This is a genomic window from Paraburkholderia sp. SIMBA_027 (assembly GCF_046535315.1).
In the GTDB taxonomy this organism is placed as follows: domain Bacteria; phylum Pseudomonadota; class Gammaproteobacteria; order Burkholderiales; family Burkholderiaceae; genus Paraburkholderia; species Paraburkholderia tropica.
Genome location: NZ_JAWRWY010000012.1, coordinates 279406 through 305782 on the forward strand (window position 1 = coordinate 279406; position 26377 = coordinate 305782).

A 26377-nucleotide genomic window follows, 5' to 3' on the forward strand; every position below is an offset into this window, starting at 1 on the left:
GTGCGCTATTTAAGGGAATTTATGGATATTTCATAACAACATCGACGCGGGAATAAATTCCCGAAAAATTTCTCGCGCAAGTATTTTTGATCAGCAATTCTGTAGACACTTTTGTATTTTAAACAGCGTTCAATACTCAACCGGAGAAGGAGAAAACGATGAACCTGTTTCGCTGGAGTGTCGGAGCCGTCGTGGCGTGGCAGCTTTGCGCGTCGAGTGCCTGGGCGGACGTCGAACTCGGCGCCGTGCTGCCGTTGAGCGGATCGAGCGCGTCGATCGGCGAAGATCAGCGGCGCGGCATCGAACTCGCGGTCGCGAAGATCAATGCGCAAGGCGGCGTGCTCGGCCAGAAGCTCAAAGTGCGCGTCGAGGATTCCGGCGGCACGGCCAACACCGCGCTCGACGCCACACGCAAGCTGGCCACGGTCGATCACGTGCCCGTCGTGCTCGGCGAGTTCTCCTCGTCGGTGACGATTCCAATCGGGCAGTTCCTCGTCAGACAGGGCGAGGTGCACGTCAATATCGGCTCGTCGAGCCAGCAGGTGCGCAAGATCGGCGCGGGTTCGTTCAGCGTGATCGGTCTCGACGATCTCTCGGCGCGTTTCGCCGCGCAGGACGTCTACGCGCGCAATCTGCACCGCGTGGCTTTCATCGCGCCGAACAACGGTTATGGCCAGGGGCTCGCGGGCGAGTTCAAGAAGCGCTTCGAGGCGCTCGGCGGCGCCGTGGTCTCGCAGGTGCTGTACACCGAGGGGCAATCGACCTATCGCCGCGAACTGGAACAGGCGGCGCGCGCGAAACCGGACGCCTACGTGTACAGCGCCTACGGCCAGGAAGCCGCGACGCTCAATCGTCAGGCTTACGAAATGCAGCTCAACAAGACGCCGTGGTACGGCATCTATCTGACGATGTGCACGAGCGATACGCCGCCGCAGATCGCGCAAGGCCAGATCGGTCTCGAAGTGGGCGCGCTCGGCGGCACCGCGAAAGCTTACGCCGACGCCTACCAGAGCGCCTACAAGGAAGCGCCGCGCTCCGCGTTCGGCAGCTACGCCTACGACGCCACCATGCTCGCGGCGGCCGCGATCAACAGCGCGCATTCCGCCGACCCGGCGAAGATCCGCACCGCGATGGCCGCGATCGGCAAAGGCTACGACGGCGTGACGGGCGACATCGCCTTCGACGGCGACGGTCAGCGCGCCGTCCAGCCCTACGAGAAAGTGGTCTTCAAGCAGGCGGTCGTCGCCCAGTAAGCGTCCACGCCCGCCTTCCACGGAGAACGCCATGCTGCAGTTTCTGCTCGACGTCCTGATCCGCACTTCCGACCTGCTGCTCGTCTCGATCGGGCTGTCCACGCTGTATTCGCTGATCCGCTTTCCCAACATCGCCCACGTGCAGTACGCGATGCTCGGCGCGTTCGCCTCGCTCGGCTTCGAACGCGCGGGCTTGCCGCTCGTGCTCGCGGCCGCGGCATCGTGCGCGCTGGTCGGCTGCCTCGCGGTGCTGCTCAACGTGTTCGTGTTCGCGCGGCTGCTGCGCTCGGGGAGCGCGGTCGCGATGATCGGCTCGCTCGCGGTGTCGCTGATCGCCGTCGCGCTCGTGCTCGGCACCGCGGGTTCGCGGCCGCTGCAATACGCGCAGGATCTGACGCCGCCGCTGCTGATCGGCGACGTCGCGATCTCGCGCGCGCAACTCGATTCGATCCTCTGCGGCGCGCTGACCCTGCTGCTGTTTTCCGTGCTGCTGTACCGCACGGATATCGGGCGCTCGATGCGCGCGCTGGCGTCGAACCGGCCGCTCGCGCTCGCCACCGGCATCGACGCGCAACGCGTCACCAACGTCATCACCTTCGCGAGCGGCGTGCTCGCGGCGTTGGGCGGCACGATGCTCGGGCTCACCGAAAGCGTGCACGTCAATCTCGGCAACAACCTGCTGATTCCGGTGTTTTCGGCGGCGATCCTCGGCGGCCTCGGCAATCCGCTCGGCGCGGCGGCGGGCGCGCTGCTGATCGCCCTCGCCGAAACCGTGATGCTCGACACCGACCTCGGCGCGCTGACCGGGCACGGATCGCTGGTCTTTCCGGTCACCTACGTCAGCGCGGTGTCGTTCCTGATTCTGCTCGTCGCGCTGATGTTCAGGCCGTACGGGATCTTCGACCGGGAGGTGCGGCGTGTCTAGTTTCCTGATCCATCTGCTGACCTCGGCGTGCCTCGCCGCGATGATGGCGCTCGGACTCAACCTGCAGGCCGGCTACGCGGGCATGGTGAATTTCGGCTTCATCGCGTTCGCGGGACTCGGCGCCTACGCCGCCGGGATCGCGTCGCAGCTCGGCTGGCCGCTGCCGGTGGCCGTGCTGCTCGCCCTCGCCGCCGCCAGCGTGCTGGCCGTGGCGATCGCACGGCTGGGCCGCATGCTGTCATCGGATTACTGGGGCATCGCCACGCTCGCGGTCGCGGAGATCCTGCGCACCGTCGCGCTCAACGAAACCTGGCTCACGGGCGGCGCGCAGGGCATCGGCGGCATCGCGCCGCTCTTTGGCGGACTCGCCGCGCCATGGGCCGATCTCGCGTTTCTCGCCGTGACGGCCGCGTGTCTCGCGCTGGTCTACGCGGGCTACCGGCGCATCGTGCGCGGCCGCTTCGGCCGCGCACTGAAGGTCATGCGCGAGGAACCGGCGCTGGCAGTGTGCTTCGGCTACGATCCGCTCTCGCTGAAAACGCGCGCGAGCGTCGCGGCGGCGTTGCCTGCCGCGCTCGCGGGCGCACTGCTGACCTGGTACATCAGCTATGTCGGGCCCGACACGATGCTTTCGTCCGAAACCTTCGCGCTCTGGACCATCGTGATGGTCGGCGGGCTCGGCAGCAACGCGGGCGTGCTGGTCGGCGCCGTGCTGGTGCAGGCGGTGTATTCGCTCGCGCCGTTTCTCAAGGACTGGTTCGGCGTGGGCAGCGATCTGGCGGGCGCGGTGCGGCTCGGCCTCGTCGGGCTGATGCTGCTCGCCTGTCTGCTCTGGCGGCCGCGCGGCCTGCTGCCCGAACGTCTGGAGATCCACCCATGAGCGCGCTCCTCGAACTGGATGGCATCGCCATCCGCTACGGCGGCAATACGGTGCTGTCCGGGCTCGCGCTGTCGGTCGGCCAGGGCGAAATCGTCGGCCTGCTCGGCCCGAACGGCTCCGGCAAGAGCACGGTGCTGAACGCGGTCACGGGCTTCGCGCCGCTCGCGGGCGGCGAAATCCGCTTCGACGGCCGCCGCATCGACCGGCTCACGCCGCAGCGCATTGCGCAGCTCGGCATCCGCCGCACGTTTCAGTTGCCGTCGATGCCCGCGCGCATGTCGGTGCTCGAACTGACGATGGCCGCGTCGTCCGAGCGTCACGGGCTCGGCGCGGCGCTGCTGCGCGGGCGCACGATGCGCGCGCTCGAAGACGCGACCCGCGCACGCGCGCGCGCCTTGCTCGACGAACTGAAGCTGAGCGCCGTCGCGCAACTGCCCGCCGCGTCGATCTCGGGCGGCCAGAAGAAACTGCTCGGTATTGCCTGCGCGATGATGACCGAGCCGAAGCTGCTGCTGCTCGACGAACCGACGGCGGGCGTCCATCCGAACCTGCGCGGCGAACTGGTGGCGGAGCTGCGGCGCATCCACCGGCTCGGCGTGACGCTGATGGTGATCGAGCACGACATGCATTTCATCCGCGAACTGTGCGACCGCTGCGTCGTGCTCGATCGCGGCTCGGCCATCGCCAACTGCAAGCCCGCCGAGCTGGAGCGCAACCGGCGCGTGCTCGATGCGTATCTGGGCCGCGCGCACGCCGCCCGCCAGCCGCTGGAGGCGTCATGATCGAAGTCGATGGACTCGTCGCGGGCTATACGCCGGGCGTCGATATTCTGCATGGCGTGTCGCTGAGCGTGGGCGCGGTCGAGATCGTCTCGATCCTCGGCCCGAACGGCTGCGGCAAGTCCACGCTGCTCAAGGCGATCGCGGGCTTCCTGCTGCCGCGCACCGGCACGGTCAAGCTGCAAGGCGTCGACCTCGCGCGCGAGCCGGTGCATCGAAAGGTGCGTCTGCACGGGGTCGGCTACGTGCCGCAAACCGACAACGTGTTCGGCGCGCTCACCGTGCGCGAGAACCTGATGCTCGGCGGTCAGGGGATGTCGTCGTTTCCTCGCGAGGCGCGCATCGACGAACTGTGCGAGCAGTACCCGGTGCTGCGCCGCCGTTACCGCACGCCCGCCGCCGCGCTGTCGGGCGGCGAACGGCAGATCGTGTCGCTCGCGCGCGCGTTGATGCCGCGTCCCGCCATGCTGCTGCTCGACGAGCCCTCGGCGGGCCTGTCGCCGAAAATGGTCGACGAGGTGTTCGACGCGATCGTGCGGATGCGTGACGCCGAGCACATCGGCGTGCTGATGGTCGAGCAGAACGCGATCGAGGCGCTGCGCATCTCCGATCGCGGCATCGTGCTGACGATGGGCCGCGTCGCGCTCGAAGGCCCGGCGCGCGCCCTGCTCGACAGCGACGAAATGCGGCGGCTCTATCTCGGCGGGAGAGCGGCGTGAATCCGGTCTCGGCGAAAACGCCTGCCACGCCCGCAACGCTCGCGCCGCCTGGCGCGCGCCCGGCGACGATCATGGTGGCGCTCGCGTGCGGCTTCGTGATGGCGATGCTCGACGTCACCATCGTCAACGTCGCGCTCAAGGCGATGCAGACGAGTCTCGCGATTTCGCTGACGACGCTCGTCTGGATCGTCGACGCCTACGCGCTCAGCTTCGCCGCGCTGCTGCTGTTCGGCGGCGCGCTGGCCAACCGCTACGGCTCGAAGACCCTCTACCTGATTGGCCTGGCGCTGTTCGTCGCGGCCTCGGTGCTGTGCGCGAGCGCCACGACGCCCGCCGCGCTGATCGCCGCGCGTCTGCTGCAAGGCGGCGGCGCGGCGCTCTTCATGCCGAGTTCCCTGAGCCTGCTGACCCAGGCGTTTCCACCCGGTCCGCTGCGCACGCGCATGATCGGCATCTGGGGCGCGCTGGTGTCGGCGGCGATGGCGCTCGGGCCGTGCGTCGGCGGCGTGCTCGTCGATGCGATCGGTTGGCGCAGTATCTTCTGGGTGAATCTGCCGGTCGGCATCGCGGGCCTGTGGCTCACGCAGCGCCATGTCGCGCGCTCGCCGCGCCATGCCGGACCGCTCAACGGCGCGGGCCATCTGCTCGCCGCGCTCACGCTCGGCGCGCTGAGCCTCACGCTGATCCAGGGCCCGACGCTCGGCTGGACCTCGCCCGCCATCCTCGCCTGCGCGCTGACGACCGTCGCGGCCACGGCCGCCTTCGCGCTGCGCGAACGCTACGCGCGTCACCGCATTTTGTCGCGCGCGCTGCTCGGCGAACGGCGTTTCGTGGCGGGCAGCCTGCTCGGGCTCGCGATCAACTTCGGCATCCTCGCCGAGATCTTTCTGATCAGCCTCTATTTGCAGCAGGAACGCGGATCGAGCGCGCTCGTGACGGGCTTTCAGCTATTCCCGCTGATGGCGATGTTCGGCATCGGCAATCTCGCCTCCGCGCGCGTCAGCCGACGACTCGGTCCGCGCGGCACGCTGCTCGCCGGGCTCGGACTCGCGACGCTCGGCAGCGCCGCGCTCGTCGGCATCGACGCACTGCCTTACCCGGCCCTCGCGCTCATCATCGGTATCGCCAACTTCGGCGCCGGCCAAGCCATCCCGGCGATGAACCTCGTCGTCATGCACGCGGCCCGCCCCGAGGACGCCAACCTCGCCGCCGCATCGCTCAATGCGAGCCGGCAGATCGGTTCGCTCGTCGGCGTCGCGATCGCATCGGTGATCCTGCATGCGTGCGTCGATCCGGGCCACGCCACCGCCGCCGGCTTCGCCGTCATCGCAGCAGCCTACGCGGGCGGCCTCGTCGTCGTGGCGAGAGCCATCGAGCGCGATTGAAATCACGTCGCCGGCACCGGCCGGCCCGCTTACCTTTCTTCTCCTGGCAGCGAGGGCATCATGATCACAGCGACTGGCCGAAAAGGCCTCATTCTGGCGCGCGGCTCCGGCACCTAGTGCTTTGCCGAGCGCCGCTCGCGATTCGGCCTTCGCGTATCCGCCAGAAGCCAAAGACGCAACGGCTCCATCATGAGTCGACAACGCTGCTGCTGTCTCGTTTCGGATACTTCGGCTCACCGATTGATGGAGGCTCACGCAACCATCGCCGTATGGTGTTGCGTGACAGGCCGGTACGCCGGGAGATGTCGCTCAGCGGGACGCCATCGCGGCAATGCATCCGCCGAACCTTTGCCAACATGCTCACCGTAATCACGCCGGTTCTCCTGCCTGGGCGTCCAGGCAGGTATTGAACATGTGGGTCAGTTTTCGATGCAAATTTCTAGCGCAAGTGGGTCAGTTTTGCACGCACCTCAACAGCGTGGGATAACGCTTCGACGGAGAGTTTCTTTAAGACGCTTAAAGTCGAAAGAATCTATCAGCTTCACTACGAAACAAGTGCCCAAGATCGCTTGGGCATCGTCGATTGGACCGAAGCCTGTTGCAATCGGCAACGCCTGCACACATCAATCGACTTCCATACGCCTGTCGACTGCGAGGCCGGATTGATCGCCGCATGACTTGCTGTACGTGGAAACGAGACAGGGTCACTCGATCAATGTCCGGCTTCGCGTATATGCAACATGTTAGTCAGCTTCACGACGCCCGGAACGGATTGGGCGACCTCGCCAGCCAGCTGGATCTGCGTTTCGTCCGGCAGCGAGCCCACCAACGAGACGTTGCCGCTCTTGGACAGCACATTAATCTGAGCCGTCTGCAAACCCTTCGTATGAGTGAGTGCTTCGCGAACCGCTCTCGCCAGCTTTCGGTCGGCTTGACGTTGAGCCTTGCGTTGGGCTTTCGTGAGGGACGCCGGTTGTGACGCAGCTTGCGGGGCTTGCGCACTGTTATCTTGAGCTTGCGCGTGGCTGCTCCAGGCAAAAACCGCAACCAGGCTTGCCGCACTGACTAAACCTCTGAGTTTCATTTTATGGTTCCTGCTCTTCTGAAATGACGTCGATGGTTTGCTGGCGCTACGCAAATTCGTGACGCGTCAATCGAACTACCGAATTCGATTTCCCTTTGAAAATCCCGCGATCAGCCAGAGAGATCATCTACGTGAGCGCCGACCGGATAAATGCGTGGCGCAGTAATTCACCTTTACGAAATCGCTGGCTATCCGTGCGGGCCACTTCGGCAATCGAACGATTCGGATCGTTCGATTCGGCAGCAACCGCTTGCAGAAACTCTTTCGCGACCGCGCAGGCGGCTTCCCCCATTGCTTGCGTACAGATTCCCGTCAAGGCTTTAGAGGCGAGACTCGAACGTGATTCACACCTGAACAGCGGCTTGTTGTGCAGACTATGCCATGAGCTGCGCTCGTCGCAGAGTCGCCGTTATCGTCTCCAGGCAGCATCCCGGCGCGCGGCGCGCGGGCGTCCTGTCGTGGGTCGAGCACGTGAGCGCGCAACCCGGCGGTGGCAAGGTTGACGATCGAAACGGTGAGCCGTGCGCTCAATGCGCTCGAAGCGGAAGGCGCGATTCCGGGCAGGGGCCCGCGCGCCATCGAACTCCTTGACGGCGGCACGCTGCGCGAGGCGGCGGGGCTGGTTTAGCTAGGCGGAGGGCGATCAATCGCACACCGAATGGCCATGCCTCTTGCGCCCTCTTGCGCCCTCTCGCGTCATAGCCGGCCATTCGCGCGCCGTGAAATCGGCGGCCAGCGTATATTCATGGCGCGAATGTCATGGGGCACATTCAACACGCTACGCAGGGTAGTTGATGAACAAGAAGCTTGTCTGGACGCTCGCAGCAGTCGCGAGTGTTGCGGCGATCGGTGCCGCCGTCGTCTGGCAGCGCAACCAGGGGCGGAGTCTACCTGATAACGTTGCGCAAGCGAACGGTCGGCTCGAACTCGCGCGCGTCGATGTGGCGGTGAAATACGGCGGCCGTATTGTCGACCTTCCGGTGCACGAGGGCGACGTGCTCGCAGCGGGCGCCGTCGTTGCCCGTCAGGACAACGACGAGCTGCGCGCCCAGCTCGACGCGGCGAAGGCCATCCGCGAACGCGCGGCGGACGCCGCGACCCGCGCCGCCGCCCAGCTCGACGCAAGCGGCGCTCAGGTGCGCCTCGCGCAGCTCGAATCTTCGCAGGCAATCAAACTGTTCGACGATGCGCAGATTTCGCCAGTCGAGCGCGATCGCCGCCGTCTCGCGCTGGAAGGCGCGCAGGCGGGCGAAAGCGCCGCGCGCGCGGCAAGCGCCGAAGCGCAGTCCGCCATAGCGGAGGCCGATGCCCAGGTCGCGCGGATGCAAGCCGTGCTCAACGACACGATCGTGCGCGCGCCGCTCGCGGGGCGCGTCGAATATCGCGTGGTCGAGGTGGGCACGGTGCTCCCGGCAGGCGGCCGCGTGGTGTCGATGCTCAATCCCGACGACATTTACTTCACGATTTTTCTGCCCGGCCCGCAGGCGGGCAAGCTAGCCATCGGCGCGGACGCCCGCATCGTGCTCGATGCGTTCCCTCGCGAGCCCATCGCCGCGCGCATCAGCTATGTGTCGGACGACGCGCAGTTCACGCCCAAGTATGTCGAAACCGATAGTGAGCGAGCGAAGCTCATGTACCGCGTGAAGCTCCAGTTGCCGCTCGACGTCGCGCGCAAGCTGGCCTCGCGCCTGAAAGGCGGCATGACCGGCGAAGGCTATGTGCGCGTCGATCCGTCGCGCCCGTGGCCCCAGGCGCTCGCCGTACGCGGGAGCTAGGCGATGGGGCTTGAGGGCGAAGTCACGGCGCTTCGTAAGGATGGCGAAGCGATCTGCATCGCCGGCGTATCGCACCAATACGGTGCGATACGCGCGCTTGACGGTGTCTCGCTGGTCCTGCCCGCGCGTACGACGATCGGCCTGATCGGCCCGGACGGCGTGGGCAAATCGACGCTGCTCGGTCTCATCGCTGGGGTCAAGCGCGTGCAGCACGGCGAAGTGAGCGCGCTCGGCACGGACCTGCGCGTACGAGATGCGCGGGAGCGCGTGCTGCCGCGCATTGCGTTCATGCCGCAGGGGCTCGGGCGCAATCTCTATCCAACGTTGTCGGTCTACGAAAACGTCGACTTCTTCGCGCGGCTGTTCGGACTCGCGGACGCCGAGCGCGCCCGTCGCATCGCCCGGCTGCTCGACGCGACGGGCCTTGCGCCCTTCCCCGACCGGCCCGCGGGCAAGCTGTCCGGCGGCATGAAGCAGAAGCTGGGCCTGTGCTGCGCGCTCGTGCACAACCCCGACCTGCTGATCCTCGACGAACCGACCACGGGCGTTGACCCGCTGTCGCGCCGGCAGTTCTGGACCCTCGTCGACGACCTGCGGCATGAGCACGCAGGCATGAGCGTGATCGTGGCGACTGCGTATATGGAAGAGGCCCAGCGCTTCGAGCATCTGGTCGCCATGGACGACGGCCGCGTGCTGGTGAGCGACAGCACCGAAGCGGTGCTGCGCCGCGCGGGGACGCCGAACCTGGAAGCCGCCTATGTCGCGCTCCTGCCAGAACAAAAGCGCGGGGATGCGGGCAAGCTGGTCATCGCGCCACGCGAGCAGATTGCGGGGCCGCCCGCAATCGAGGCCGTCGGGCTGACGCGGCGCTTCGGCTCGTTCGTCGCCGTCGATCACGTGAGCTTTCGCATCGAGCGAGCCGAAATCTTCGGCTTTCTCGGCTCGAATGGCTGCGGCAAGACGACCACGATGAAAATGCTGACTGGTCTGTTGGACGCCACCGAAGGCACGGCCACATTGCTCGGCAAGCCCGTGAAGGCCGCCGACATGAGCACGCGTATGAAAGTGGGCTACATGTCGCAGTCGTTCTCGCTGTACGAGGAATTGAGCGTGCGCCAGAACCTCGAACTGCACGCCAAGCTCTACCGCATGGAGGGCGAGCGCGCGAGGAGCGCGGTCACACGCTCGCTTAATGACTTCGAACTCGCGCCGTATGCCGACGACCGGCCAGCCAGCCTTTCGCTCGGCATCCGCCAGCGGCTGCAACTGGCCGCCGCCTGCCTGCACGGGCCGGAAGTGCTGATTCTCGACGAGCCCACTTCAGGCGTCGATCCCGGCGCGCGCGACATGTTCTGGCGGCATCTGGCCAGGTTGTCGCGCGAAGCGCACGTGACCATTTTCATCTCCACACACTTCATGAACGAAGCCGCACGCTGCGACCGCATCTCGTTCATGCATCGCGGGCGCGTGCTCGCAGTCGGCACGCCCGAGGCGCTGCGCGAAGCGCGCCACGCGGCGACGCTGGAAGACGCGTTCGTCGCCTGGCTCGAAGACGCGCATCGCGATGAGGCGCAATCCACCGGCACGGCGAAAGGCGCCGCTTCGGCAGCCCCGATCGCCGATGCAGGGAAGGCGGCAAAAGCGCCCCGCCGCGCGTCCAGGATGGCGGGCGCGCTTGCCGCCGTGCCGCAGCTCGCGCGCATCTGGGCATTCGCGCGCCGCGAAACGCTCGAACTCGCGCGCGACCGGCTGCGGCTCGCGTTCGCGCTGCTCGGCCCGATCGTGCTGCTGCTCGCCGCCGCATGGAGCGTCTCGTTCGACGTGGACAACGTGCGCTTCGCCACGCTAGACCGCGACCGCACCGTGGCGAGCCGCGAACTGATCGAGCAGTTCGCGGGCTCGCACTATTTCGTGCCATCCGGCGAGGCGCGCAGCGACGCCGCCGCCGGGCGACTCTTACAGACCGCCGACGCGCAACTGGTGGTGGAAATTCCACCTGACTTCGGCCGCGACCTGCTGGCCGGCCGCCGCCCGGAACTCGCCTTCTACGTGGACGGATCGAGCCCGTTTCCGGGCGCGACGATCGACACCTACGTGAACGCCGTGCTGCTGCAGTACGTGAGCACGCAGATGGCGCGCGCGCCCGTCGCGCAGCCCACGCTGCCGATGAGCGTGGAAACCCGTTTTGTCTACAACGAAACGTTCCGCAGCATCTACGCCATCACGCCGGGCATCATCATGCTCGCGCTGATCCTGATTCCCACCATGCTGACCGCGCTCGGCGTCGTGCGGGAAAAGGAAATGGGCTCGATCACGAACCTCTACGCTTCCCCAGCGAGTGTGGGCGAGTACCTGCTCGGCAAGCAAATACCGTATGCGGCGCTTGCGATGCTGAGCTATCTGATGCTCGTCATGCTGACAGTGACAGTGCTGCGTGTGCCGCTCAAGGGCTCGTTCGTTGCATTGTCCATCGGCGCGCTGCTGTTCGTTCTGGCGGCCACGGGGCTCGGCCTGCTCGTTTCGACGTTCGTTCGCTCGCAGGTCGCTGCGATCTTCGGCACAGCGATTCTCTGCCTCATTCCGTCCGTGAACTTCTCGGGGCTGCTCTACCCGGTTTCCACCCTCACCGGCACAAGCTACTGGGCTGGCATCGGTTTTCCCTCTTCGTGGTTCCAGCTCGTGAGCCTCGGCAGCTTCACGAAAGGGCTTGGCATGGAGAGCTTCGGCACAATGTATGTCGCGCTGCTCGGCTTTGCGCTCGCCTATCTGTTCGGCGCGTGGTGCCTGCTGCCGAAGCAGGAGGCATAGGCAATGCTGCAATGGTTCCGAAACGTCGCCCGCCTCGCGCACAAGGAGATCTTCAGCCTGTTCGGCGACGCCACGCTGATGGCGCTGATCGCGTTCGCCTTCACGTTTGCCGTGTACTCAGTCGCCAAAGGCATCAAGGCCGAAGTCTCGAATGCGTCGGTCGCCATCGTCGATGCCGACCATTCGGAGCTTTCGCGGCAACTGCGCGCGGCGATCCAGCCGCCCTACTTCAGGCCACCCGTGGACGTCGAGCTGCGCGACATCGACGCGGCGCTCGATCGCGGCACCTACATCTTCGCGATCGAGATTCCGCCGCGCTTCGAAGCCGACGTGCTCGCGGGCCGCGCGCCCAGCGTGCAGGTGCTCGTCGATGCGACGGCGATGACCCAGGCGGGACTCGGCACCGCTTATCTCCAGCAGATCTTCGTTGCCGAAACGCTCGCGTTCCTGCACGCGCGCAACGCTCAGGCGCAATTGCCCGCGCAAGCGGTGGTGCATGTGCTGTTCAACCCGAACACCGAATCGTACTGGTTCACCTCGAGCATGCAGATCGTCGTGAATATCACGGTGCTGTCGATCATTCTCGTGGGCGCGGCCGTGATCCGCGAGCGCGAGCACGGCACAATCGAGCACCTGCTTGTGATGCCCGTGCGCGCGAGCGAGATTGCTGTGGCGAAGATCCTCGCGAATGGACTCGTCATTTTTGTCGTCTCGCTGCTCTCGCTCGTGCTCGTCGTCAACCTGTGGCTGCGCGTACCGCTTGAGGGCTCGCTCGGGCTTTTCGCGCTCAGCACCGCGTTGTACCTCTTTTCCGTCACGGCGCTCGGCATGTGGCTCGCCACGCTCGCGCCCGCCATGCCCCAGTTCGGCCTGCTCGCGGTGCCGACCTACGCGGTCGCGTATCTGCTGTCCGGCGCGGCCACGCCGGTGCAAAGCATGCCGGTGGCGATGCAACCGTTCGTGAAGCTGCTGCCGACCACCCAGTTCGTGTCGTTGACCCAGGCCATCCTGTTTCGGGGCGCGGGCCTCGACATCGTGTGGCCTCAGCTCGCCGGCGTGAGTGCCGCAGGCGCTCTCTTTCTGCTGCTCGCACTCGCGCGCTTTCGCTCCATGCTCGCGCAACAAGGCTGAACCGCGATGATTCGTCCACGTTATCCCTCGCCCCCATCCATGACGCTGCGCGCCTGCGCGCTGTGCCTCGTGGCCGCGCTTGCGGGCTGCACCTCGCTCGTCAAGGTGGACGTGCCGCCGCAGCGCGAAGCTCCCGCCGCTTTCTCTCAAGTGCCTTCCGCGCACGCCGCCGCCGATCTCACGAACTGGTGGCGGACGTGGCAAGACCCCGAGTTGACGGGCTATGTCGAGGCCGCCCTGCGCTCGAACGACGACCTGCGCACAGCACAGGCACGCGTGCGCGAGGCGCGCGCGATCGCGTCGATGGCCGATGCGGTGCGCTACCCGTCGCTGTCCGCACAGGCGGGAGCCGCACACGGGTTTGGCAATCTGCGCGATCCGTCCGGCGCTCCCGACGATTCGCCTGACCTCGACGCCTGGGCGGGCGGGGTGAGCGCGACCTGGGAAGTCGACGTGTTCGGACGCCACGCGAGCGACGCCGAAGCCGCCTCCGCGATGGCCGATGCGGCGCAGGAGCAACTGCGCGGTGCGCACATCGCGGTCGCCGGGGAAGTTGCGCAAAACTACCTCTCGGCGCGCGGGCTGCAACGGCGGCTCGCGGTGCTCGACCGCACTCTCGACACGCTGCGCGCATTGCGAAACTACGCCGACGCACGCTTCGCGGCCGGTCAGGCAACGCGCTACGACCTGGGCCGCGTGGACGACCAGATTGCCCGCACGGAGGCGCAGCGGCCACTCCTCGTGAGCGAGATCGCCGTGCGCGAACGGCGCCTCGCGGTGCTCACGGGCCGCGCCGCGCAGGACGCCACGCCGCTTGGAGCGCCCGGCACGCTGGAAGTCCCGCCCGTGCCCGCGGGCGAAGTGCCCTCCTCCGTGCTCGAACGCCGTCCCGACGTGAGGGCGAGCGCCGCGCTCGTGCGCGCGCAGGCGGCCCGGCTCGGCAGCGCGAAGGCCGATCTCTTTCCGCGCTTCTATCTCACGTTCATCGGCCTCGACGGCCATGTGCATCTGGACGGATTGCCGGGCTTGTCAGGCACCGGCGGGCTCATCGGGGTTGGCGCGGACCTGCCGATCTTCAATGCGGGACGACTGCGCGCTAACGTCGCCGCAAACGATGCGCGCTTGCAGGCCGCGCTCGCGCAGCATGACAAGGCGCTGCTACAGACGCTTGAAGAAGTGGATAACGCGTACGGGCTACGTCACGGCTTCGATGCGCGCAGCGCGCGCCTCGAAGCCTCGCTCGACGTCGCCCGCCGCAACGCGCGGAGCGCCCGGCAATTGTACGAAGGCGGACAGCGCACGCTGGAGGATGCGCTCAACGCACGTATCGATGCGTTACAGCGCGAGGTCGAACTGGCGCTGGCGCAAACCGACGCCGCACTGGCAACGGTGAAGCTGTACCTCGCGCTGGGCGGTGGCTGGGCGGAAGGCGACGACGCAACTGCCGCCCAGCCACCGCCGACGCCAATGTGTTTGATTGATGCACGCACATGAGTCTGCGGGAACTGCGGGCAGGAAGCAAAACCGATGGCGTGCTCGAAGCATTGCCTTTGCCAATCATCCTCTTGCTTATCTTGGGAGAATCGCACTTCTCGTGCAGAAAATGCCAGTAGCAAGACGTGGATAAGCCTGTAACAGGGCGTCGCGCGACCGCGCATTTCGCACAATCGAACGCTTTGCACGTCATTTATCAATCGCCCCCTTCTCAGCCAAACCGCCAGAATTTGCGCGCGAAGTACTTCAAGGGCTTCCCCGCTAAGTGCAAGCACAATTGCGGATTTACTTTGGTGCTTTACCCGCGATCCGCTCATCCCGACGTCGTTGAGATTGTTGCCAACCGCGAGCACGACGTTGGGTGACGACGATGTCGACAGCCTCTTTCGTGAAATCGTCGACGACAGTCAGGCACTTCACGCGCCGGCCGTTGGCAAGTGCGTCCATCACGAAATCGATTGATCACACCTCGTTCGGCGCTTTCGGCAGCGCCAGTTGCGCGCGTTCAATCATTACGCCGTGGCGCCTGCGCCGCTGCCGCACAGTCAGCCTTGCTTCACCGTACAAGCGATAAATTCGCTTGTGATTGGCGTGTGTGCCTTCGCGTCCACCAGGGCGTGCAACCGGCGGTCGCCGAACCGATGACGTTCGTGCGCCAGCTCCACCAGACGCGCCGCTAGCACCTCGTTCTCGTGGTCCGGCTTTGTGTCGTAATGCAACTGCTGCGGGAAACCGCACAACACCCACCGGGCCGGCGACGGCGGCCACTGGATTGTCCGGGAAGAAAGCACGATGAACCCGTCCAACTGGATCGACCTGGGGTGCCGGCCGCCGCATTGGACACTCGCTGCGCTCATAATGGAGAACCAACCCCACGCAACACCATCCCGAAGATGCCAGGAATCAATATATTTTTATGATCCCAAAACCGCAACCCGCACAGTTCGTAAGTCTGCAACTCGCCGCACCCAAGCCCGACCAGCCAGCGAACCAGCCAGCCGAGCCCGAACACAGCCTCACCTAAACCATCAGAACTTATGCATGATCCCGACGCGGTACACCATCTGGTTCACGCCCGACGATGCACCGGCCGACGCATCGACAATCTGCGCCTCATCGAAGTCCGTACCCGTATGCGCGCTCACCACGTGCTGCCACGCGCCCTGAACATAAAGCGACGTACGCTTGCTCAGGTCATAGTCGAGCATGACGCTGATCTGGTGCCACTTGGGCACGTAGCTGCCGGCCGTCGACGAAAGATGCGCCATCGTGAACGTATACGCGGTTCCGAGCCACAACGTCGGCGTGAAGAAGTACTGCGAATTCAGTTCGAAGTTGTCGAACTTCCATGAATTCCAGTTCGCGCCGTTCGACAGACTCGTGTTGTTCAGCCACACGTTGCCGGTCGGATCGTAGACGTCGACATGGGACCACGCGGCGGCAACAGCGACCTTCGGGAAACGATAGCTCGCCGAGAGACCGATTGTCTGCTGCGACGCGCCGTCGAAGAGATCGCCGGTCGGAATCGCGCCGGTCGTCGTCAGGCCCGGATTGTTCATCTTCAGATACGAGGCCGCTGCCGTAAAGTTGCCGTTCTGATAGTTGAGCGTCGCGCCCCACATGCGGTTGTTGGCGAAACCGCCCGCCTCGTTGCTGAAGCCGTACATCGCTTCGCCCGTGAGGCCGCGCCACGTCGGCGACACGTATTTGACGGCGTTATTTACGCGGTAATCCCAATCCGCGTTGTCGTTGTCGAACGGATGCGCGGAGATGTCGCCGGCCCAGTTGCCCGCGGCGGTCAAGCTGGCGAAGCCGTAGTCGTCGACGCTCGTATCGTATTGGCGGCCCAGCGTGATTGTCCCGTAGTGGTCCGACGACAGCCCCACGTAGGCCTGACGCCCGAACATGCTGGAATCCTGCCCAAGCTTGCCCGTATTGATGTTGAAGCCGTTTTCCAGTTTGAAGATCGCTTTGTAGCCCCCGCCCAGATCTTCACTGCCTTTCAGGCCCCAGCGGCTGCCTGCGGTGTCGCCGCTCGACATCGCCCACGCCGAATGCCCGCCCGCATTGCTGGTGAAATTCAGACCTTCATCGATGAGGCCATAAAGCGTAATGCTGCTTTGAGCGTGCGCGGCGCTCGCGAGGAAAAAAAGCGGCATCACCGCTGCTACCGCCATAACGGTCTTCTTGATCTTCATCGATAACCTTCCAAACTGACTGAATTAATAAGAATGATTGCCGGCGTGCCGCTATGGCGGTCTTTACCGGTTCTGCAGCGCGACTCGGCAGCAGCAGAACGGGCAGTCTAGGTTTAATCAAAAGTCGCGAGAAATCAGGGATTGAAATTCACAATTGAAGAAATCGGAATTCATCGTGCATCAGCCGCAAAACGCGTCTGCGCGGGGCTTACGCGTCGACGTTTAATTTTCTGATTCAGATGAAACTGTTGGAATTTCACCAAAAAGCTAACGTTATTTCAGTCATGGCAAGCTGAATTCAGGCAAATGTAATCGTCGCAATGGCAGCGCCATTCAACGCGCAACGACTGGACTGATGCGCGCCAACGGCCTCAAAATGACGCCTCGTTCATCAGGATTCACCGCGTGACCGCCCTGCCATTCACCATCCTTTCGGCCACTTTCGCGGCCTTTGTCGCGACGAATATGGATTCGGCCGCGCTCATTCTGGCCTTCTCGGCTTCCGCGAGACCGTTCCGGTTATTCGCGGCATTCGTCGCGACCGGCGCAGGCGTGGTGGCGCTGAGCCTGCTGGTTTTCCTCGCGGCCAACTCGGTGGCGATCCCGTCGCGCTACTTCGGCGTCGTGCCCCTGACGATCGGTCTCGTGCAACTCGCACGCGGCTCGCGCCGTGACGCCGCGTCTTCTCAGCCTGTCGTTCCGCTTACGCTTTCGATGGGCGTGATGGTGTCGGCGTTTCTTTCCGTGAGCACCGACAATCTGCTGATCTATTCGGCCGTCCTCGCGCGAAACGGTACGGACATCGCGCCGTGGATCTGCACGATGCTCGTCGTGCTCTACGTGCTGATGGGTTGGCTCGGCGTGTGGGCGGGCAACCGGCTGGCGAACCTGACCGCCCGATTCCGCTCGCTCGCGCCCGTGATTACCGCCTGCGTCGGACTGACGACGCTGCTTGCCTGACGCCTGACGCCTGACGCCTGACGCCTGACACCTGACGCCTGACGCCTGACGCCTGACACCTGACGCCTGACGCCTGACGCCTGACACCCGATGCTTCGCGTGATGACAGCCGCCACCCAAATACTTCGGATGCCAAATTAAACTACTTGAACGGCGACACAAATGCTCTCGCGCCGCCGCTCGTCCTCTACGGGCATACCCTGGCATTGACCCGCTTCCTTGATCTAGCTCAAAATCAACCATATCGTGGACTGCGCGTCCATATTATGGACAAACAACAAGGAGCCCCCCGCATGTCGACCCAGGATTTTTCGCCGATGACGCCCTATCAGTTGCCGTTTCCGAAGGAAGCGCAACAGGAAATCGTCGTGCCTTCCGCCATTCCCACCGATGAACGCGTCTGGGTGCCGCAAGCCGAGAACGTGTGGTTCCGCCCGCTCTGTCTGAACGCCTCGCAGGGCTACTGGATGAACCTGCTGCGCGTGCGCAAGTCGGGCGTGCTGAGCCGCCATCGTCATCCGCAGGCGGTCCACGGCATGGTTCTCAAGGGCCGCTGGCGCTATCTCGAACACGACTGGGAAGCGACCGAGGGCAGCTACGTCTACGAACCGCCGGGCGAGACGCACACGCTCTACGTGCCGGACGACGTCGAGGAAATGATCACCTACTTCCAGGTGAACGGCGTGATGTTCTATTGCGATCCGTACGGAAACTACACGGGCTACGAAGACGTCTTCACGAAGATCGACATGTGCCGCAAGCACTACGCGTCGGTCGGTCTCGGCGAAGACTACGTGGACCAGTTCATCCGATGAGCGCGGCCCGCTACGACTTCAGCGGACGCGTGGCCGTGGTGACGGGCGCGGCGGGCGGCATCGGCCGCGCGATCTGCGACGCCTTCGCGAGCTTCGGCGCGCGCACCGTCAACTGGGATCGCGTCGCGGGCGACACGTCCGCGCTGCATGCGCCGCGTCACGTCGAAGTGGACGTCACGCGGGCGCAGACCGTCGACGCCGCGCTGGCCGCCACGCTCGCCGAATTCGGGCGCATCGATTTTCTGGTCAACAACGCGGGTTTCGCCGGATCGACCGTGCCACTCGACGCTTATTCGCCCGACGAATGGCAGCACATCGTCGACGTGAATCTGCTCGGCACGTATCACGTGTGCCGGCATGTCGTGCCGGCGATGCGCAACGCGGGCGCGGGCCGCATCGTCAACGTGGCCTCGCTCGCGGGCAAGGAAGGCACGCCGAATGCCTCGGCCTACAGCGCCGCGAAAGCCGGTGTGATCGCGCTGACCAAATCGCTCGGCAAGGAACTCGCGCAGACGGGCGTGCTCGTCAACGCGATCGCACCCGCCGCCGTGGACACGCCGCTGCTCGCACAGATGTCGCCCGCGCACGTGCAGACGATGATCGACAAGAGCCCGCTCGGCCGCCTCGGCACCGTGCAGGAAGTCGCCGATCTCGTGCTGTGGCTATGCTCCGATTCCTGCACGTTCAGCACCGGCGCCACCTTCGACCTATCCGGCGGACGCGCGACTTACTGAGTTCGACGCAGGTTTCGAACCCGCAACGCGCGATCCGACCGGCACTTATTACAATTTTCAGGAGACGAGCCATGCCGACCAAATCGCCCCGGCTCAAACGCATCCAGACGGTCGCCGTCGCTTTCCTCACGGTGGCCGGCATCGTCAATTATCTGGACCGCAGCACGCTGTCGATCGCCAATCATTCGGTCGCGCAGGAACTGCATCTGAACGCGTCGGAAATGGGCCTGCTGCTCTCGGCGTTTTCGCTTGCCTATGCGTTCGCGCAGTTGCCGGTGGGCGCTCTGCTCGACCGTTTTGGCTCGCGCGTGATGCTCGGGCTCGGCATGCTGGTCTGGTCGGTCGCGCAAGTCACGGGCGGCTTCATCCAGACACTCAATCACTTTCTCATCGCGCGCGTCGTGCTCGGCGTGGCCGAAGCGCCGCTCTTTCCCGCAGGCGCGAAAGTGATTCACGAGTGGTTCGCGGTGCGCGAGCGCGGCGGACCAACCGGCACCTTCATTTCCTCGTCGACGATTGCGCCGATGATCGCGCCGCCGCTGCTCACCGTGCTGATGCTGTCGTTCGGCTGGCGTCCGATGTTCGTCATCATGGGCGTGCTCGGCGTGCTGGTGTCGATCGGCTGGTATGCGGTCTATCGCAACCGCGATCAGGTCGCGCTGAGCGCCGACGAAACCGCGTGGCTCGAAGACGGCGCGAAAGAGCCGCCGCGCGCGAAAGGCATCAGCTTTGCCGAATGGGGCATGCTGCTCAAACTGCGCAACACGTGGGGCATGATTTTCGGCTTCATGGGCGTGATCTACATGGTCTGGCTCTACCTCACGTGGCTGCCGGGCTACCTGGAGAAAGAGCGCCACCTGAGCATCGCGCACACGGGCTGGCTGGTCGCGATTCCCTATGTGTTCGGCACGATCGGCATGGCGGGCAGCGGTTTTATCGCCGACTACCTGCTCAAGCGCGGCGTCGCGCCGATTCGCAGCCGCAAGTGGCCGGTGTGCGTCGGGCTGATCGGCGCGGCCGCGTTCACGGTGCCCGCCGCCTACACGCCGAGCACGGCGCTCGCCATCACCTACGTTTCGCTCGCGATGTTCTTCGTGAATCTCGCCAGCGGCAGCGCGTGGGCGCTCGTGAGCATCGCCGCGCCGCGTCATCTGGTGGCGTCGCTCGGCAGCATGCAGAACTTCGGCGGCTATCTCGGCGGCTCGTTCGCGCCCGTCATCACGGGCATCGTGGTCGATCAGACACACTCGTTCGTCAACGCGCTGCTCATCAGCGCCGCCATCGCGTTCGCTGCGGCCTTCGTCTATCTGTTCGTCGTGAAGGAAGTGAAACCCGACGACGCAACCCACGCCGCCGCCGCGCAAACCACCTGATTTCAGGCACTTTTCTCGAACATACCGATACACACCGGACATCATCATGACATTCCAGAGCAATCTTCTCGAAGGCAAAGTCGCGCTCGTCACGGGCGGCTTCTCCGGCATCGGCGCGGCGATTGCGAACCGCCTCGCGCAACTCGGCGCGCGCACGGTCGCGGCCGGCCTGCCGCCGCCCGCAGGCACGCCCGACGCGCTCGACGCCGGCGTGCAGCGCGCCAATCTCGACGTGCGTTCCTCCGACGACGTCGCCGCCCTGATCGGCACCTGCGATCGGCTCGACATCGTCGTGAACTGCGCGGGCGTCATCAGCCGCGTGGAAGAGCACGAAATCGAGGTGTTCGAGCGCGTGCTCGACATCAATCTGAACGGCACGATGCGCGTGTGTTCGAGCGCGCGTGCGTTGCTGAAGGCGTCGTCGGGCTGCATCGTCAATACGGCGTCGATGCTGAGTTTCTTCGGCGGCGGACTCGTGCCCGCCTATAGCGCGAGCAAGGGCGGCGTGGCGCAGCTCACGCGCTCGCTCGCGATTGCCTATGCGGCGGACTCGATTCGCGTCAACGCCATCGCGCCTGGCTGGATCGCAACGCCGCTCACGCAGGCCTTGCAGGACGACAGCAGCCGCTCGCAAGGCATTCTCGAACGCACGCCGATGAAGCGCTGGGGCCTGCCCGAAGAAGTCGCGAACGTGGCGGCGTTCCTGTGCTCGCCGGCCGCGTCGTTCATGACCGGCGCGATCGTGCCGATCGACGGCGGCTATCTCTGCGCGTGAGCGTGTGAACGCACGGGCATCGCGCGCGCATCGCGGCCCGGCGACGCGGATTTTCGCACGCCGGGTTTGCGGGCATAATGGCGCGACCCGTGGCCTCGCGGCCTGACTGATTGCCCGCATTTCCGCCTCCTCGTTCGCCGATGTCGAATTCCGAAAAGTCCGCTCCGCCCGCTTCATTCGCCGTGCCCTCTGCTGCCACGGCGGTGGCGGGCGCCGCCGCGTTTTCGAAGTTCATCGCGGTCCTGCAACTGATCGCGGACGCCGAAACGCCGCCCAATGTCGCGAAACTCGCGACGGCCAGCGGCTATCCGCGCCCGACCGTGCATCGCATCGTCGCGGCCTTGCAGGCCGAAGGGCTGGTGGTGGCGCATGGCGGCGGCAATACGTTCGGGCTCGGTCCGCGCCTCGTCAATCTCGCGAGCCGGGCCTGGGAGCGCTCCGATCTGCGTATCGCGGCCGTGGACGCGCTCATGGAGCTGCGCAACGCCACCTCGGAAACCGTGCATCTCGCGGTGCCGAGCGACGGCGAAATGGTCTACATCGAGAAGCTCGAAAGCCCGCACGCGGTGCGCATGGCTTCGCGCATCGGCACGCGCGTGTCGCTGACGTCGAGTTCGGTCGGCAAAGCGTGGCTCGCGACGCTCACGGCCGCCGAGCGCGAACCGCTGCTAGAACGCGCGCCGCGCACGCGCTTCACCGAACACACGATGACCGATCTCGACGCGATCCGCCACGAAATCGAACTCACGGCGCAACGCGGCTACGCGGAAGACCGCGAGGAAAACGAACAGTCGATCTGGTGCTATGGCGCGGCGATTCGCGGCGCGGACGGACGCGCGGCGGGCTGCATCAGCATCAGCATGCCGATGTTCCGCCGCGAGGCGGACGCGCAACGCCATTACATCGAGCCGCTGCTTGCGGCGTGCCGCACGATTGCCGCGCGGCTCGGACCGGTTGCGGCGCGCTGAGCGCTGAACGCGCACCTCTGCCGCCAGATCTTCCGCTCCGATCAAACAAAATAACGCCCGCTCCGCCGTGCTCCAAACGGCGTCGCGGGCGTTTTTATCATCCGTCGTTTATCGTCAATGACCGCGTGACGGGCGATGCGCGTGCGCGTCGATCTGGCCGTCGAAGGCCTCCGCTTCGTCGCTGCCCGAAGGACCGCGCGCGCACAGGCTGATCAGACCCGCGAGCAGCGCCGCGACGGCGAGCATCGCGAGACCGTAGCCGTAGCCGGAAGTCGTCGAGCGCACATAGCCGATCAGATAGGGCCCGGCGAAACCGCCCAGATTGCCGATCGAATTCGCCAGCGCGATACCGGCCGCCGCTGCCGTGCCCGAAAGGAACGTGGTGGGCAAGGCCCAGAATGCGGGCAGCGCGCCATAACCGCCTACCGCCGCGAGCACGAGGCCTGCGATCACCATGAGCGGTTGCGTCGACGATGCCGCGAGCGCCAGCCCCACCGCCGCGACCGTGCACGCACAGGCGAGGTCGATGCGGTATTTGCCGCGCCGGTCGGCGAGGCGTCCCCAAACCAGCATGGTGATCGCACCGACCACGAACGGAATCGCGTTCACGGGCCCGACCCAATGCTCGGCGAGACCGAGCGCCTTCATGATCTGCGGCTGCCAGAGCACGAGGCCGTTATTCGCCGTCACGATCAGGAAATAGATCAGGCCGAGCAGCAGCACATGCGGATTCATCAGCGTCTGGCCAAGCGAGAGCTTGTGCTTGCGCGCGCGTTCCGCCGCTTCGCTGCTGATCTGCCGATCGAGCCAGTCGCGCTCGTCGGCGTCGAGCCAGCGCGCCTTTGAAGGCGCATCGCTGAGATAGCGCAGCGTGATGAAACCCATCACCACCGAAGGCATGCCTTCGAGGATGAACAGCCACTGCCAGCCCGCCACGCCGAGCAAGCCGTCCATGCGTAGAATGAAACCGGAGACGATCGAGCCGAGCGCCGTCGATACCGGATTCGCGAGCATGAACAGCCCGATAATCTGCGCCCGATAACGCGAGGGAAACCAGAACGTCAGATAGAGAATCACGCCCGGAAAGAAGCCCGCTTCGGCCGCGCCCAGCACGAAACGCAGCGTCATGAAGCTGGCCGGTCCCTTGACAAGCGCGCCGCACGCCGAGACGATGCCCCACGTAATCATGATGCGCGCCAGCCAGATCCGCGCGCCCGTTTTGGCGAGCGCGAGATTACTTGGGACTTCGAACAGAAAATAACCGATGAAGAAAATGCCTGCGCCCCAGCCGAACAGCGAGGCGGTCAGGCCGAGATCGCGGTTCATCGTGAGCGCGGCAAAGCCGACGTTCACGCGATCGAGGAACGCGAAGAAGTACAGCAGGATCAGAAACGGCATCAGACGCCGCGTGACCTTGCTCATGGTGCGCTTTTCGAGCGCGATATCGGTGCTCATGGGTGTCTCCTCACCTCTGTCCAGCTTGTGACGCTGCTTTATTCGTTGACGAAATTGTGATTGGCGCGCGCCACGTTCGCAGCGCGCGCCGGTCATGCACCGTTCAGTTTTTCAGCTGCGCGGCAATGGCGTCCGGACGCGGAATCGGCGCCACCGCACCGAAGCCTTGCGTCGAGAGCGCCGCCGCCGCGTTGGCGTAACGCGCGGCGTCCTCGGGCGTGTCACCGGCCGCGAGACGCGCGACGAAGGCGCCATCGAAGCAATCGCCCGCGCCCGTTGCATCGACCACGTTCACCGCATGGCCCGCGATGCGCGTGCGCTGCTCGCCGCGCGCGACCAGCACGCCGTCGCCGCCCAGCTTCAGGCACACGACGCGCACGCCCAGCGCGAGGTAATGCGCGACGATCGCCTCGGCGTCGTTCAGGCCGGTAAGCGTTTGCGCGTCTTCGAGACTCGGCAACATATAGTCGACTTCGCGCGCCGTCGCTTCGATCACCGCGCGCGCCCGCGCCAGCGGCCAGAGCTTGAGCCGCACGTTCGGGTCGTAGCAGATCGCCGCGCCAGCCTGCCGCGCGACGGCGATCGCTTCGAACACGGCATCGCAGGCACTCGCGCTGATGGCCTGCGAAATGCCCGAGACGTGCAGGAAGCGCGTGCCCGCCAGCAGATCGCGCGGCAGCGTCTGCGGCGACATCCGGCTCGCCGCCGAATCCTTGCGCAGATAGCTGAACGCGTGGCCGCTCGCATCGTGCGTCACGAAATAGACGCCCGTGTGCGACTGCGCATCGCTCGCGACGCCCTGCACGTCCACGCCTTCGGCGCGCCACAGATGGAGGAACAGCTTGCCGAACGCGTCGTCGCCGAGGCGCGTGACGTAGCCGACGCTCGCGCCCTGGCGCGCCGCCGCCACGCAGAAGTTCGACGTGTCGCCGCCGAAGCCTTGCAGGAACTGACGCGCGTCGTCGGAGGCCGACTGGTTGAACTCGATCATCGGCTCGCCAAGCGCGAGGATCGCAGGCGTGTCGGCCGGCTTCACGTCAGATGCGGCCATATTTCGCGAGTCCCTTGCGCAGCGACTTTTCGCCGATGATCAGGCGCGCCTGCTCGAGTTCGCGCGCGTCGATCTCCTCGGACATCTTGAGCACGGCTTCCGCGTGCTCGCGCGGCACAACCACCACGCCGTCGATATCGGCCACGATGATGTCGCCCGCGTTGACCTTCACGCCGCCGCATTCCACTTCGATATTCGCCGCGAGTGTCGTGAAGCGGCCCACCGTCGTGCCCGGCGACACCGAGCGCGAATACACCGGGAAATCGTAGTCGCGGCGAATTTCCGTGATGTCGCGCACGCCGCCGTCGAGAATCGCGCCTGCATGGCGATTGGCCACCGCGCCTGCCGTCATCAGACCGCCCCACACGGCCACATTCGGCTCGCCATAGATGCCGATCACGATCACGCTGCCCTCCGGCGATTCGTCGATGGCGTCGAGCGCATGCTGCGGCGGGACTTTTTCGTGCGTGGGCGCTTCGAGGATCGTAACGGCGGGACCGACGATCTTGCGTTCGTTGATGCGCGGCTTGATCGCCTGATCCATAAAGCCGCGGCGGCCCGCGATCAGGTCCACCGCGTCGGCGACCGAGGCCGTCGCCACTTTTTCGAATCCGCTGATGAGCGCTTGCAGTTCCATAAACTTCACTCCTTGTTTCATACTTTCAATAGCATGACTAATTAACTGAATAACAGCCGCGCCTGAAAATCAGGTGCCGCCGTCTGCCTTCGTGGTGCGCGAATGCGCTTGAGTTGTGTGCTTGACGTGTACGCTTAAACAGCGCTCCACGGATTGACCCAGTGTTTCGGCTGATCGCCGCCCAGCACGCGCGCCACTTCCTGCGCGGCCTTGGTCTGCAATTCCGCCACCGAATCTTCGGAATACCAGCCGGTGTGATCGGAGAGCACGGCGTTTTCGCACGCAAACAGTGGATGATCGGCGCGCGGCGGCTCGTTTTCGAACACGTCGAGACCGGCGCCAAAGATCGCGCGGCGTTGCAGCGCGTCGATCAGCGCGGCTTCGTCGATCAGGCCGCCGCGCGCGGTGTTCACGAGTATCGTCGTCGGCTTCATACGCGCGAGACGCGCCGCGTTGATGAGCTTGCGCGTGTCCGGCGTGAGCGGCGAATGCAGCGAGATGTAATCGCTTTCCGCGCAGAGCGTGTCGAGATCCACGCATTCGACGCCCGGCGTTTTCGCGGGATCGAGAAACGGGTCATACACGAGCACGCGCGCCACGCCCATGCCGCGCATCTTGCGCTCGAACGCGCGCGCGATGCGCCCGTAACCCACGAGACCGAGCGTGCGACCGGCGATGCGATACATCTTCTGCTCGCGCGACACATTCCACGCGCCCGCCCGCACCGCGCCGTCGCGGCGCACCGTGTAACGCGCGACCGCCATCAGCAGCGCGAGCGCCTGATCGCTCACCTCTTCCACGCCGTAATCGGGCACGTTCGCCACGTAGATGCGCTTGTCGCGCGCGGCGTCGAGATCGACGTTATCGACGCCAATGCCATAACGCACGATCGCGCGGCAACGCTGCATCGCCGCGATCGCGGCAGCGTTCACGGGCGATTCGCGCACCAGCAGCGCGTCGGCGTCGGCGGCCACTTCGCGCACGCGCGCAGCGTCGCCGCGACATGGCAGCACCACGACGTCGGCATTCACCGCCGCCAGAATCCGTTGCTCCGTTTCATACGAACCGTAGCCATCGTCGATCACGACCACGCGTTTGCGCGGCGCGCCGCGATCCTCTTCGAGACTTCTGCTTTCCACCCTTGCCTGCCTCCACGACTGCGCGCGCCCGAAGCTGAT

General features: G+C 65.3%; 24 protein-coding genes and 3 pseudogenes. 18 read left to right on the forward strand and 9 right to left on the reverse strand.

Annotated features, from left to right (window positions below):
• Positions 1–158 precede the first annotated feature (158 nt).
• Genes SB764_RS23695 through SB764_RS23720 form a run of 6 tightly spaced genes read left to right on the forward strand, consistent with a single transcriptional unit; the run spans position 159 to position 5941 of the window.
• Positions 159–1253, forward strand: a complete 1095-nt coding sequence (locus tag SB764_RS23695; RefSeq protein ID WP_065058540.1) for an ABC transporter substrate-binding protein — start codon at positions 159–161, stop codon at positions 1251–1253.
• A 31-nt stretch (positions 1254–1284) separates the two neighbouring features.
• Positions 1285–2178: a branched-chain amino acid ABC transporter permease gene (locus SB764_RS23700; protein WP_065058541.1), complete on the forward strand. Its 894-nt coding sequence runs from the start codon at positions 1285–1287 to the stop codon at positions 2176–2178.
• Complete coding sequence (locus SB764_RS23705; protein WP_410865112.1) at positions 2171–3058, forward strand: branched-chain amino acid ABC transporter permease; 888 nt, start codon at positions 2171–2173, stop codon at positions 3056–3058. The genes SB764_RS23700 and SB764_RS23705 overlap by 8 nt, the downstream gene beginning before the upstream one ends.
• Complete coding sequence (locus SB764_RS23710; RefSeq protein WP_065058543.1) at positions 3055–3840, forward strand: ABC transporter ATP-binding protein; 786 nt, start codon at positions 3055–3057, stop codon at positions 3838–3840. The genes SB764_RS23705 and SB764_RS23710 overlap by 4 nt, the downstream gene beginning before the upstream one ends.
• Positions 3837–4556, forward strand: a complete 720-nt coding sequence (locus SB764_RS23715) for an ABC transporter ATP-binding protein (RefSeq protein WP_065058544.1) — start codon at positions 3837–3839, stop codon at positions 4554–4556. Before SB764_RS23710 ends, SB764_RS23715 begins: the two co-directional genes overlap by 4 nt.
• On the forward strand, positions 4553–5941 hold the full coding sequence (locus SB764_RS23720) for an MFS transporter (RefSeq protein ID WP_321892236.1): 1389 nt from the start codon (positions 4553–4555) through the stop codon (positions 5939–5941). The genes SB764_RS23715 and SB764_RS23720 overlap by 4 nt, the downstream gene beginning before the upstream one ends.
• Positions 5942–6060: 119 nt before the next feature.
• Here the strand turns inward: SB764_RS23720 and SB764_RS23725 are convergent.
• Positions 6061–6305: pseudogene (locus SB764_RS23725) on the reverse strand (helix-turn-helix domain-containing protein); the annotation flags it as partial.
• Positions 6306–6408: 103 nt separating this feature from the next.
• Between SB764_RS23725 and SB764_RS23730 the strand changes: the two are divergent.
• Positions 6409–6618 (forward strand): annotated as a pseudogene (locus SB764_RS23730) (IS3 family transposase); the annotation flags it as partial.
• 35 nt (positions 6619–6653) lie between these two features.
• Here SB764_RS23730 and SB764_RS23735 read toward each other — a convergent pair.
• Together SB764_RS23735 and SB764_RS23740 are read right to left on the reverse strand one after the other, a co-directional pair.
• Positions 6654–7025, reverse strand: a complete 372-nt coding sequence (locus SB764_RS23735; protein ID WP_183714966.1) for a BON domain-containing protein — start codon at positions 7023–7025, stop codon at positions 6654–6656.
• A 127-nt stretch (positions 7026–7152) separates the two neighbouring features.
• Positions 7153–7317 (reverse strand): hypothetical protein, encoded by a 165-nt coding sequence (locus SB764_RS23740; RefSeq protein ID WP_181440986.1) that lies wholly within the window; start codon positions 7315–7317, stop codon positions 7153–7155.
• 207 nt (positions 7318–7524) lie between these two features.
• Between SB764_RS23740 and SB764_RS23745 the strand changes: the two genes are divergently transcribed.
• The 5 genes from SB764_RS23745 (at position 7525) to SB764_RS23765 (ending at position 14233) form a co-directional block, all read left to right on the forward strand.
• A complete protein-coding gene (locus SB764_RS23745; protein ID WP_181440985.1) occupies positions 7525–7653 on the forward strand; it encodes a helix-turn-helix domain-containing protein in 129 nt (42 codons plus the stop codon).
• Positions 7654–7819: 166 nt separating this feature from the next.
• Complete coding sequence (locus SB764_RS23750; protein ID WP_183714964.1) at positions 7820–8800, forward strand: HlyD family secretion protein; 981 nt, start codon at positions 7820–7822, stop codon at positions 8798–8800.
• A 3-nt stretch (positions 8801–8803) separates the two neighbouring features.
• Entirely contained in the window at positions 8804–11608 is a 2805-nt protein-coding gene (gene rbbA / locus SB764_RS23755) for a ribosome-associated ATPase/putative transporter RbbA (RefSeq protein ID WP_410865115.1), read from the forward strand.
• Positions 11609–11611: 3 nt separating this feature from the next.
• The gene (locus SB764_RS23760; protein ID WP_065058551.1) at positions 11612–12739 is read left to right on the forward strand and encodes an ABC transporter permease; all 1128 of its coding nucleotides are present in this window, start codon (positions 11612–11614) and stop codon (positions 12737–12739) included.
• Positions 12740–12778: 39 nt separating this feature from the next.
• A complete protein-coding gene (locus SB764_RS23765) occupies positions 12779–14233 on the forward strand; it encodes an efflux transporter outer membrane subunit (RefSeq protein ID WP_410865117.1) in 1455 nt (484 codons plus the stop codon).
• Positions 14234–14596: 363 nt separating this feature from the next.
• Here the strand turns inward: SB764_RS23765 and SB764_RS23770 are convergent.
• Both SB764_RS23770 and SB764_RS23775 read right to left on the reverse strand, forming a co-directional pair.
• Positions 14597–14952, reverse strand: a pseudogene (locus SB764_RS23770) (IS3 family transposase); the annotation flags it as partial.
• Positions 14953–15261: 309 nt separating this feature from the next.
• On the reverse strand, positions 15262–16431 hold the full coding sequence (locus SB764_RS23775; protein WP_065058554.1) for a porin: 1170 nt from the start codon (positions 16429–16431) through the stop codon (positions 15262–15264).
• A 405-nt stretch (positions 16432–16836) separates the two neighbouring features.
• Between SB764_RS23775 and SB764_RS23780 the strand changes: the two genes are divergently transcribed.
• From SB764_RS23780 to SB764_RS23805, 6 genes are all read left to right on the forward strand, one after another.
• Positions 16837–17391, forward strand: coding sequence for a hypothetical protein (locus tag SB764_RS23780; RefSeq protein ID WP_176080083.1), 555 nt, complete (start codon positions 16837–16839; stop codon positions 17389–17391).
• Between the two features lie 293 nt (positions 17392–17684).
• A complete protein-coding gene (locus tag SB764_RS23785; protein WP_065058558.1) occupies positions 17685–18206 on the forward strand; it encodes a 2,4'-dihydroxyacetophenone dioxygenase family protein in 522 nt (173 codons plus the stop codon).
• Positions 18203–18940, forward strand: a complete 738-nt coding sequence (locus tag SB764_RS23790) for an SDR family oxidoreductase (RefSeq protein WP_065058559.1) — start codon at positions 18203–18205, stop codon at positions 18938–18940. Before SB764_RS23785 ends, SB764_RS23790 begins: the two co-directional genes overlap by 4 nt.
• A 71-nt stretch (positions 18941–19011) precedes the next feature.
• Positions 19012–20313 carry an MFS transporter gene (locus SB764_RS23795; protein ID WP_065058560.1) on the forward strand — a complete coding sequence of 434 codons (1302 nt, stop codon included), beginning with the start codon at positions 19012–19014 and terminating at the stop codon, positions 20311–20313.
• A 46-nt stretch (positions 20314–20359) separates the two neighbouring features.
• Positions 20360–21088 (forward strand): SDR family NAD(P)-dependent oxidoreductase, encoded by a 729-nt coding sequence (locus SB764_RS23800; protein ID WP_065058562.1) that lies wholly within the window; start codon positions 20360–20362, stop codon positions 21086–21088.
• Positions 21089–21228: 140 nt separating this feature from the next.
• Positions 21229–22056, forward strand: a complete 828-nt coding sequence (locus SB764_RS23805) for an IclR family transcriptional regulator (protein ID WP_410865120.1) — start codon at positions 21229–21231, stop codon at positions 22054–22056.
• A gap of 114 nt (positions 22057–22170) precedes the next feature.
• Here SB764_RS23805 and SB764_RS23810 read toward each other — a convergent pair whose 3' ends face one another.
• The 4 genes from SB764_RS23810 to SB764_RS23825 all read right to left on the reverse strand — a co-directional run bounded on the left by SB764_RS23810 (position 22171) and on the right by SB764_RS23825 (position 26338).
• Complete coding sequence (locus SB764_RS23810) at positions 22171–23511, reverse strand: MFS transporter (protein WP_110327359.1); 1341 nt, start codon at positions 23509–23511, stop codon at positions 22171–22173.
• A 103-nt stretch (positions 23512–23614) separates the two neighbouring features.
• Positions 23615–24562 carry a sugar kinase gene (locus tag SB764_RS23815; protein WP_321901370.1) on the reverse strand — a complete coding sequence of 316 codons (948 nt, stop codon included), beginning with the start codon at positions 24560–24562 and terminating at the stop codon, positions 23615–23617.
• On the reverse strand, positions 24549–25199 hold the full coding sequence (locus tag SB764_RS23820) for an RraA family protein (protein ID WP_065058568.1): 651 nt from the start codon (positions 25197–25199) through the stop codon (positions 24549–24551). Before SB764_RS23820 ends, SB764_RS23815 begins: the two co-directional genes overlap by 14 nt.
• A 134-nt stretch (positions 25200–25333) precedes the next feature.
• A complete protein-coding gene (locus SB764_RS23825) occupies positions 25334–26338 on the reverse strand; it encodes a C-terminal binding protein (protein ID WP_202035021.1) in 1005 nt (334 codons plus the stop codon).
• Between the last annotated feature and the right edge of the window lie 39 nt (positions 26339–26377).

What these genes read in the sequence shown, in the direction of transcription:
- SB764_RS23695 (WP_065058540.1), top strand. Translation starts at nt 159, where the DNA reads ATGAACCTGTTTCGCTGGAGTGTCGGAGCCGTCGTGGCGTGGCAGCTT.
- SB764_RS23700 (WP_065058541.1), top strand. Translation starts at nt 1,285, where the DNA reads ATGCTGCAGTTTCTGCTCGACGTCCTGATCCGCACTTCCGACCTGCTG.
- SB764_RS23710 (WP_065058543.1), top strand. Translation starts at nt 3,055, where the DNA reads ATGAGCGCGCTCCTCGAACTGGATGGCATCGCCATCCGCTACGGCGGC.
- SB764_RS23715 (WP_065058544.1), top strand. Translation starts at nt 3,837, where the DNA reads ATGATCGAAGTCGATGGACTCGTCGCGGGCTATACGCCGGGCGTCGAT.
- SB764_RS23735 (WP_183714966.1), bottom strand. Translation starts at nt 7,025, where the DNA reads ATGAAACTCAGAGGTTTAGTCAGTGCGGCAAGCCTGGTTGCGGTTTTT.
- SB764_RS23740 (WP_181440986.1), bottom strand. Translation starts at nt 7,317, where the DNA reads ATGGGGGAAGCCGCCTGCGCGGTCGCGAAAGAGTTTCTGCAAGCGGTT.
- SB764_RS23750 (WP_183714964.1), top strand. Translation starts at nt 7,820, where the DNA reads ATGAACAAGAAGCTTGTCTGGACGCTCGCAGCAGTCGCGAGTGTTGCG.
- rbbA (WP_410865115.1), top strand. Translation starts at nt 8,804, where the DNA reads ATGGGGCTTGAGGGCGAAGTCACGGCGCTTCGTAAGGATGGCGAAGCG.
- SB764_RS23760 (WP_065058551.1), top strand. Translation starts at nt 11,612, where the DNA reads ATGCTGCAATGGTTCCGAAACGTCGCCCGCCTCGCGCACAAGGAGATC.
- SB764_RS23765 (WP_410865117.1), top strand. Translation starts at nt 12,779, where the DNA reads ATGACGCTGCGCGCCTGCGCGCTGTGCCTCGTGGCCGCGCTTGCGGGC.
- SB764_RS23775 (WP_065058554.1), bottom strand. Translation starts at nt 16,431, where the DNA reads ATGAAGATCAAGAAGACCGTTATGGCGGTAGCAGCGGTGATGCCGCTT.
- SB764_RS23785 (WP_065058558.1), top strand. Translation starts at nt 17,685, where the DNA reads ATGTCGACCCAGGATTTTTCGCCGATGACGCCCTATCAGTTGCCGTTT.
- SB764_RS23790 (WP_065058559.1), top strand. Translation starts at nt 18,203, where the DNA reads ATGAGCGCGGCCCGCTACGACTTCAGCGGACGCGTGGCCGTGGTGACG.
- SB764_RS23795 (WP_065058560.1), top strand. Translation starts at nt 19,012, where the DNA reads ATGCCGACCAAATCGCCCCGGCTCAAACGCATCCAGACGGTCGCCGTC.
- SB764_RS23800 (WP_065058562.1), top strand. Translation starts at nt 20,360, where the DNA reads ATGACATTCCAGAGCAATCTTCTCGAAGGCAAAGTCGCGCTCGTCACG.
- SB764_RS23805 (WP_410865120.1), top strand. Translation starts at nt 21,229, where the DNA reads ATGTCGAATTCCGAAAAGTCCGCTCCGCCCGCTTCATTCGCCGTGCCC.
- SB764_RS23810 (WP_110327359.1), bottom strand. Translation starts at nt 23,511, where the DNA reads ATGAGCACCGATATCGCGCTCGAAAAGCGCACCATGAGCAAGGTCACG.
- SB764_RS23815 (WP_321901370.1), bottom strand. Translation starts at nt 24,562, where the DNA reads ATGGCCGCATCTGACGTGAAGCCGGCCGACACGCCTGCGATCCTCGCG.
- SB764_RS23820 (WP_065058568.1), bottom strand. Translation starts at nt 25,199, where the DNA reads ATGGAACTGCAAGCGCTCATCAGCGGATTCGAAAAAGTGGCGACGGCC.